Source organism: Mycobacterium gastri (assembly GCF_002102175.1).
Taxonomy (GTDB): Bacteria; Actinomycetota; Actinomycetes; order Mycobacteriales; family Mycobacteriaceae; genus Mycobacterium; species Mycobacterium gastri.
Map to the genome: position 1 here is coordinate 77,458 of NZ_LQOX01000100.1, position 7,805 is coordinate 85,262.

Genomic DNA, 7,805 nt, shown 5'->3' on the forward strand with positions numbered 1-7,805 from the left:
CGATTCGCGAATGAAAGGGGCCGGCGGATGGCGCGTAGCAGGACACCCTCGCCGGTGGCTCGCTGGGTGGTGTCGGTCCTCGGGGTGCTGTTGATCGGGTATCTCGCCGCGGTAGCGCTGCAACCAGCGATTCTCGATGTGCTGCCGTCATGGCTGAGCTGGTTCGGCCGCCCGGGATCGATGGCGACCATCGCGGTCGTGGTGTCGGTGTTGATCGCGGTCTCGGTGCTGAACTTCCGGGGAAACAGCAGCCACCGGCTGGTGGGTGTTTCGTTCACCGTGATTGCATTGCTCATCACGATGAGCGCCGTGTTGGGCCTCACTTCGTACTGGGGTTGTCATGACGCCAACCATCCGGCTGTCTTCACTCCGCTGATGTGGACCGCCCAACTGGTCAAAGGCAGCACCGGGGACACCTCGCTCAGCGGGCGCACTTGCCCCAATCCCACACCCGTCGGCCTGGAACTGGCCCGCATAGCGGCGCTGTCGGCGATCTTCACCGGCTTGGGCGGCGTCGTCGTCGGCGTCTTCCGCTCCCAGGTGGACCGGCTGCGGGCCAATCTCGCCGACGCGGTCACCGCGATCGTGGGTGTCGACGGCGACACCGAATCGATGGTCAGCGCGATCGCGCGGACACTGGACCGGCGCAGCACCCTGGTGGTGATCACCAACGCCGGCGACGACCGGGTGCAGCGGGTCCGCCGGCTTGGCGCCCGGGTGGTGCTGGTCGACCTCAACGCCCCGTCCACCCTGGTGTCGCTGCGCCTGTGGCGCCATCTCGGCCGGCTTTATCTGATGTCGCCCGATCCGGCTACCAACCTGATGTGGCTGGACCTGATCGGTCGTCGGCTCGCCGAGATCGGCGACAAGCAGCGGTTGCCGCTCATCGTTCGCATCGACGACCCGTGGCTGGCCGAGGCTTGGCGGGCCCAGCAGTTCGGCGGATCCGACACCAGATGGGCGGCCGACGTGGTGGGCCGCTACGAGGTGACCGCCGGCCGACTCCTCGACGGCATCATCGCAACGCCCAACATACAACGCGTATTTATTTGCGGCACTTCACAATTGACGTTGGCACTGTGCGCCGACCTGACCCGGCGAGCCCTCGAACGGGACTTCTACACCCCGCCCGGGGTGCCGCCCCTGCCGGCGCTCACGCTGGTGGAACGAGACGCCGAGGACTACCTCAAGGACCACCAGTTCTATCGCCAGCAGGCCGGCTTCTTGTCGGACGGACCCGCGATCGACGCGGTGCCCGAGGCTCCGACGGTACCGACTCTGCTGCGGCTGATCGGTGACGCCGACCCGGCAACGTGCGCAGTGATTCTGGTCGACACCCATTCCGCGGCGACCGGGACCAGGTTGGGCGCGCGTCTGCCGGCGATGCCCGTCTACGCCTGGGACCCCAACGCCCGGGGCACCGACGAATCGTCGCAGATCGTCGGCCTGCTGCAGACCTACAGCCTGGCGCTGGACACCAGCCAGGGTCAGGTACAGGACGCCTGGGAACGCGCGGCGAGGCTGATCCACGAGCGCTATGTCGCCACCATCGACCCGAACGCGCCGAGATCCCCGGCGGTGATGCCGTGGGCCCAGCTCGACGAGTTCTACCGCGGGTCCAACCGGCGCCAGGTGCGCAATGCGCTGTGGATGGTCGAACGGATCGCCGGACACACCTGGAACACCTGGGGCTGCCCGCCGGCCCAGCTGTCTGGCCGGGACATGGCCGATCTGCCGCCGCTGGAACAGCTTGCCCTGATGGGCTTCGACCGCTACTCGGCGCTGGGCATGGCCAAGGCCGAGCACGAGGACTGGTGTCGCTACTACCGTCGCAACGGCTGGAAGTACGGAACCCCCCGCGACGATTCCCGACGGATCCACGACAAGCTGGTCGACTGGTCGGAGGTGGAAAGCAATCCCGATCTGCTCAACGCCGCGGTGCGCAGCCTGGCGGCCACGCTGTGGAGTCTGCGCCAGCTGGGCTACCGGTCACGCCCGCTGTGGCGATCTTTCACTCGTGTCGGGACGGTCACCGCTGAGCAGCGAACCAGCCCGTGGACCTGGAAGTCGGATTCTGGACAGACCATGCGCGCGGCCGCGGGAGACTGGGCCGTCCACGCCGACGGAAAGACCTGGTCGGTGCGCGACGACATCTTCCGGGCCACCTACGAGGACGTCGGCAACGGACAATGGCGCAGGAAGGGGCAGGTGCAGGGTCGGCCCGCGCACGCGGGCGAGACGATCAACACCCTGGAAGGGCCGACGACCGCCGCGGACGGAGACTGGGTGGTACGCGGCAGTGACGGCGAGCAATGGCCGGTTCCCGGGGACGAGTTCGCCCGCCGCTACGTCGAACTTCGTCCGCCGGCGGGTGAGGACGCCCCGGAGGGACCGGGTAGTAGTACCCATCGGCGCCAACCGGCGTCATGATGCGGCGTACGTTTGCCAAAGCCAGATTGCTGTGCTCAATGCCATGCGCTACCGTCGCTTGACGGATTCGCCGTGTTAGCTCCCTGCGCCCCCTCAATCGGAGACTGCTATGGCCATATTTATCAGCTACTCGAGCCAAGACCGGTCGTCGCTGGAAGCCCTGACGACCGCGCTTCGGCGTGCCCAGCAGCAAGTTTGGTTCGATCAAGAGCTGGGCGGCGGCGACGCTTGGTGGAACAAGATCCTGGAGCAGATTCGCGCATCTGATGTGTTCATCGTCGCGCTGTCGAATCATTGGCTGCAGTCCAAGCCCAGTCAGGCGGAGTTGCGCTACGCGCAAGCTCTGCAACGGCCGATCCTTCCGGTACAGGTCGGGCCGGTCGACAGTGTGCGAGTCAATCCCGTTTCGACGTTGCAGATCATCAACTACCAGAACCCGACCGTTGATGCCGGGATTCAACTGGTGACGGCAATACACGCGCTTCGTGACAAGGTGCCGCCGCTGCCGTCGCCGCTGCCCGAGGAACCACCCGTACCTTTCGGCTACCTGATGCGGCTTGGCGACGCCCTCGCCGAAAAGGAGCTCAGCCCCCAGCAACAGCTCCAAATGCTGGTGGAGCTTCGATCCGGGCTCGACGAGGACGGCGACGATCCCAGCGCTCGCAGCGACATCGCCCAGCTGCTGCGCATGCTGCGGATGCGACACGACGTCACCTACCGCACCCGCACCGAAATCGACAATGTGCTCGGCGAAATCGGCGCCGTCGAAGCGGGTCCGGCCGGCGCGTCGTCAACACCGCAAGCCAAACCGCAAGCGGGTCCGGCGCCGGCAACCGAGGCGGGGCCCGCACCCAGCACCCCGTCTCGGCCGTCATCGCCACAAGCCGCGCCAAGCGGGGCCAACGGCCAGTCGAACAAGCGGCTGCTCGTCATCGGCGGGGCCGTGTTAGCCGTCGTCGTCGCGGTCGCGTTGATCGCCGTGTTCGCCACTCAGGGCGGCAACCGCAAACCGGCGGCCAAGCCGGCGACCTCCACTGCGGCGGCGGCGCCCACCCGCATCGACTCGATGCTCCTCGGCGCCGCGGAAATCGGGAACCTCGTCGGCGACCAGAATATGGTGTCGGCCGCGCACAGCGACCAGTTGCGCAGCCCGCAGGGCACGCTGTCAGATCCAGAATGCCTGGCAGCCTTCGAGCCGCTGCAGGAATCGATGTATCGGCCCCATGACCCGACCGCCGTGCACAGCGAGGTGCTGCACACCCAGGGCGAGAACCCGGCGCACCGGGTGATCGAAGCCGCCGTGGGATTCCCCTCTGCCGAGAAAGCTCGTGCATTCCTGCAGGCGTCCGCAGACAAATGGGCGGCCTGCGCCAACAAGACCGTCAAGTTCACCACTTCGAGCAAGAGCAGCGAGTGGACCTTCGGCGACGTGACCGGGGCTCCCCCGAAGATCACCCAGGTGCGCACGGAGACCGACGGCAGCGGGAAGACCTGCCAACATGTGCTGAAGGCGGTATCCGATGTGGTCATCGAGGTGGAGGCCTGCGGCACGGACATCGCTGACGGAGCCGGCCAGATCGCGGACCAGATGAGCACCAAAGGGAAGTAACACCGGCGAGATGTGGAGCGGCCCCCGAGCGCATTTCCGGTTGGACAGACCGGAAGCTCGGGGGCCGGGTGGCTACGTGGGATTCGCCAGCGCGCGTTGAACGCCGGCTCTTCCGAGCCATGGCAGCTAGCGCGCAGCCACCTCACATGTCCATGAAGCTATCAATTTCGCGGACCACCTCCTTCCTTGTGTACGCCCGACCGTACCCCCACTTCGAGCTGCCGACAACAGAATTGGCGTCTTCAGCGGTCGCTGACGATGGCCGCATCGACCAGTTCGGCGAACGCTGTGGCGATCGGGGCAGGGGGTAGTCGCCGGCCGTTGAGGGTGTGCACCCGAGCGGCCAGGGTCATACTCGAAACCAGCCAAACCCCTTGCGCGGCAAGCAGATCAGATACTCGCAATGCTCGGTAGTCGCAGTCGTAGCCGTTGGCCCGGGCGACGTGGAAGAGTGCTTGTTGGGTGGTGCCGCGCAGGATCGGATACCACGGCGGCGGTGTGAGCAGGCAGGGGTTACCGCCGGCCATGCCGTCGTCGTCGGTGGCGATTATCACCGTGGAGCGGGGTCCTTCGAGGATGTAGCCGTCGGTGCTGACGAAGATGACGTCGCCGGCGCCCTGCCGGGCGGCGTGACGCAGGGCGGCCATGTTGACCGCGTATGAGAGCGTCTTGGCGCCGGCCATGAGCCAGGGCATTGTGTCGGCGCCGGCGGCCGGCAGTCCGCGGTCCAGGGTGATCGCCGCGAGGCCGGAACGCCGGACCGCGCCGACCCGGTCGGGGACGGGGTTGACCATCACATAGGCCGTCGGCGTGGCGGGCGAACCTTCGGTTTGCGGGGGACCGCTCTCCCGGCCGCGGCTGTAGATCAGCCGCATCGCACCCTCGTCACTGGTGTGGGCAACCCACCGCTGGGTCGCCAGGTTGATGGCGTGCCGCCAGCCGGCGAGGTCTGGTTCTGGCAAATCCATCAGTCGGGCCGAATGGGTCAGCCGCTGCAGATGCGGCTCCACCAGACAGGCCGCACCGTCGCGCACCAGCAACGTCTCGAAGACGCCGTCGCCCCGGACCACGGCGAGGTCATCGGCCCGCAACAACGGCGTCTCCGGCTCGAGGATTTCACCGTCGAGCGTGACGACAACGCCCGTCTGCCCAGCCATGCCCCAGGAGCCTAATGGCCCCGTGGCGATCGCAAGCGCGGCAGTGCCGCGCGCAAGCGGGTCGCCACCAGATGCCACCGCCGATCGCAAGCGCGGCAGTGCCGCGCGCAGCGGGTCGCCACCAGATGCCACCGCCGATCGCAAGCGCGGCAGTGCCGCGCGCAAGCGGGGGGTTCATGCCTGCCCGCTCCAAAGAGTTCGCTGCGTCGAGTTTTCCGTAGAGTCGACGTGTGACCGCAGTTCCAGCCCCCGATTCAGGACCCGACGCCGGCGCGATCTGGCATTACGGTGATCCGTTGGGTGAACAGCGCGCGGCCGAAACCGAGGCCGTATTCGTCGACCGCTCCCATCGGGCCGTCATCACCTTGACCGGCAAGGACCGGCAGACCTGGCTGCACAGCATTTCCACGCAGCACGTCAGTGATCTGCCCGAGGGCGCCAGCACCGAGAATCTCAGCCTGGACGGACAAGGCCGGGTGGAAGACCACTGGATCCAAACCGAGCTGGCTGACACCACCTACCTCGACACCGAACCGTGGCGGGGCGAACCGCTGTTGAGTTATCTCCGAAAAATGGTGTTCTGGGCCGCCGTCACCCCTGAGGCCGCCGACCTGGCGGTGCTGTCGCTGCTGGGCTCGCTGTTGTCCGACCGAGCTGTGCTGGATGTGTTGGGCTTGGATGCATTGCCGGCCGAAATGGCCGCGGTCCCGCTCGCCGGCGGCGGATTCGTGCGCCGGATGCCGGCTCCCGCCGGGCAAATCGCGCTGGAGATGCTGGTGCCGCGCGCTGATTGCGCCGACTGGCAGCACCGCTTGACACAAGCGGGTGTCCGTCCGGCCGGGGTGTGGACCTATGAAGCGCAGCGCGTGGCGGCCAAACGCCCCCGGCTGGGCGTCGACACCGACGAACGCACGATTCCGCATGAAGTGGGCTGGATCGGGGGGCCTGGTCTAGGGGCCGTACACCTGGACAAGGGCTGCTACCGCGGACAAGAAACGGTCGCTCGGGTGCACAACCTCGGCAAACCGCCACGGATGCTGGTGCTGCTGCATCTGGACGGCTCGGGGGATCGGCCGTCCACCGGTGATGCGGTGATGGCGGGTGGTCGCGCTGTCGGACGCGTCGGAACGGTGGTCGAGCATGTCGACCTCGGCCCCGTCGCCTTGGCTTTGGTCAAGCGGGGGCTGCCGGCCGACACCGAGCTGACGACCGGCCCCGATGCCGACATCGCCGCGGTGATCGACGCCGAGTCCTTGCCGCCTGCCGACGAAGTCGGTGCCGGGCGGCTGGCCGTCGAGCGATTACGACGCGGTGTTCGGTGAGACTGTGATGTCCGCCATGCTGCCGGGACTTGGGTGCCAGGGCATGCCCACGCCCACGCACGGGCACGGTAAGCTGTCGGCAGGACAATAACGACACTAAGAGATCGGAGCCGCCTACTCGTAGGCCGCTCCGTTATTTCGCGAGGGGGTTCCCCCATGGGCCGCGGCCGGGCAAAGGCAAAGCAGACCAAGGTTGCTCGAGAACTCAAATACAGCTCCCCGCAGACCGACTTCCAGCGGCTTCAGCGCGAGCTGTCGGGAGCAAGTGCCGATGCATCAGACCAGGTACACGACGACGCCGACGACTCGTGGGCCGACGAGGACAGCTGGCGCCGCTAGAAGCGCACCCAGGGGCCCCGGTTTTCACCCCGTTCTGCGGCCGTACGGCCCGTCGGGCTGATATTTCACAAATGCGCGTATGAATCCCTGGCGACACAGCCGCGTTTTCCGGTGAGCTATCGGTGGGGGCGATCCACCTCAACTGGAGGTGCGGGTGCGCCTATGAACTGCTGGACCGGGGGTTGCGTGTGGTGTTGCTTTCGGTCCCTCCGGCAATGACATTGTCCGTTTGTTGTCCCTATCTTTTGCCACGCGACGCCAATAAGAATCGGCTCAATATCATCTTTGAGCTGCACGCGGGCATCAACAGATATCGCCGTTTGCAGTCCGGTCGACAGACACGCAGTCTTGCGAGGAAATGGGGATTCCGGGTGACTATGTGCTGGCATACTCGGGACGTCTGATTGCGGCGTGGTGGCCGTCGAATGGAGGCGGGCAATGTCGTTTGTGGTGGCCCAACCGGTATGGATGGTAGAGGCGGCGGTGGCGTTGGCTCGGGTGGGATCGGCGGTTGATGCTGCGGATGCGGCCGTGGCGGGGGCGACCACGACGGTGGCGGCTGCTGCCGCCGACGAGGTGTCGGTGGCCGTGGCGGCGTTGTTCGCCGACCACGGGCAGGCTTATCAGGCGCTCAGCGCCCAGGCTGCTGTCTTCGAACAGCAGTTTGTGCGGGCGTTGGTGGCCGCAGCAAATGGGTATGGCGGTGCTGAAGCGGTCAATGTGCAGCAGCTGGTGCTCGATGCGGTCAACACCCCGACGCGCACGTTGTTGGGGCGTCCGCTCATTGGTGATGGGACACCGGGCGCGCCGGGTCAATCCGGTGGGCCAGGGGGCTTGCTGTATGGCAACGGCGGCAATGGTGGTGCCAGCACGATCGCGGGCGTTGCCGGTGGTGCTGGTGGGGCCGCGGGGTTGATCGGCAACGGAGGCGCTGGGGGTGCTGGTGGG

The 7,805-nt window shown here is 66.8% G+C and carries 6 protein-coding genes; 5 read left to right on the plus strand and 1 reads right to left on the minus strand.

Annotated elements, in window-relative coordinates:
- Positions 1 to 27: 27 nt before the first annotated feature.
- Together AWC07_RS11060 and AWC07_RS11065 are read left to right on the plus strand one after the other, a co-directional pair.
- A complete protein-coding gene (locus AWC07_RS11060) occupies positions 28 to 2,430 on the plus strand; it encodes a hypothetical protein (RefSeq protein WP_051507964.1) in 2,403 nt (800 codons plus the stop codon).
- A gap of 109 nt (positions 2,431 to 2,539) precedes the next feature.
- Positions 2,540 to 4,039, plus strand: coding sequence for a sensor domain-containing protein (locus tag AWC07_RS11065; RefSeq protein WP_036412821.1), 1,500 nt, complete (start codon positions 2,540 to 2,542; stop codon positions 4,037 to 4,039).
- Positions 4,040 to 4,281: 242 nt separating this feature from the next.
- Here the strand turns inward: AWC07_RS11065 and AWC07_RS11070 are convergent, their stop codons facing one another.
- A complete protein-coding gene (locus tag AWC07_RS11070) occupies positions 4,282 to 5,196 on the minus strand; it encodes an aminodeoxychorismate lyase (RefSeq protein WP_036412823.1) in 915 nt (304 codons plus the stop codon).
- Between the two features lie 230 nt (positions 5,197 to 5,426).
- Between AWC07_RS11070 and ygfZ the strand changes: the two genes are divergently transcribed.
- The 3 genes from ygfZ to AWC07_RS11085 all read left to right on the plus strand — a co-directional run.
- A complete protein-coding gene (ygfZ, locus tag AWC07_RS11075; protein ID WP_036412826.1) occupies positions 5,427 to 6,518 on the plus strand; it encodes a CAF17-like 4Fe-4S cluster assembly/insertion protein YgfZ in 1,092 nt (363 codons plus the stop codon).
- A 156-nt stretch (positions 6,519 to 6,674) separates the two neighbouring features.
- Positions 6,675 to 6,857, plus strand: a complete 183-nt coding sequence (locus AWC07_RS11080) for a DUF3073 domain-containing protein (protein WP_036412827.1) — start codon at positions 6,675 to 6,677, stop codon at positions 6,855 to 6,857.
- A gap of 438 nt (positions 6,858 to 7,295) precedes the next feature.
- Positions 7,296 to 7,805, plus strand: a 510-nt coding sequence (locus AWC07_RS11085; protein ID WP_085105068.1) for a PE family protein, incomplete at its 3' end; no start/stop codon positions are given.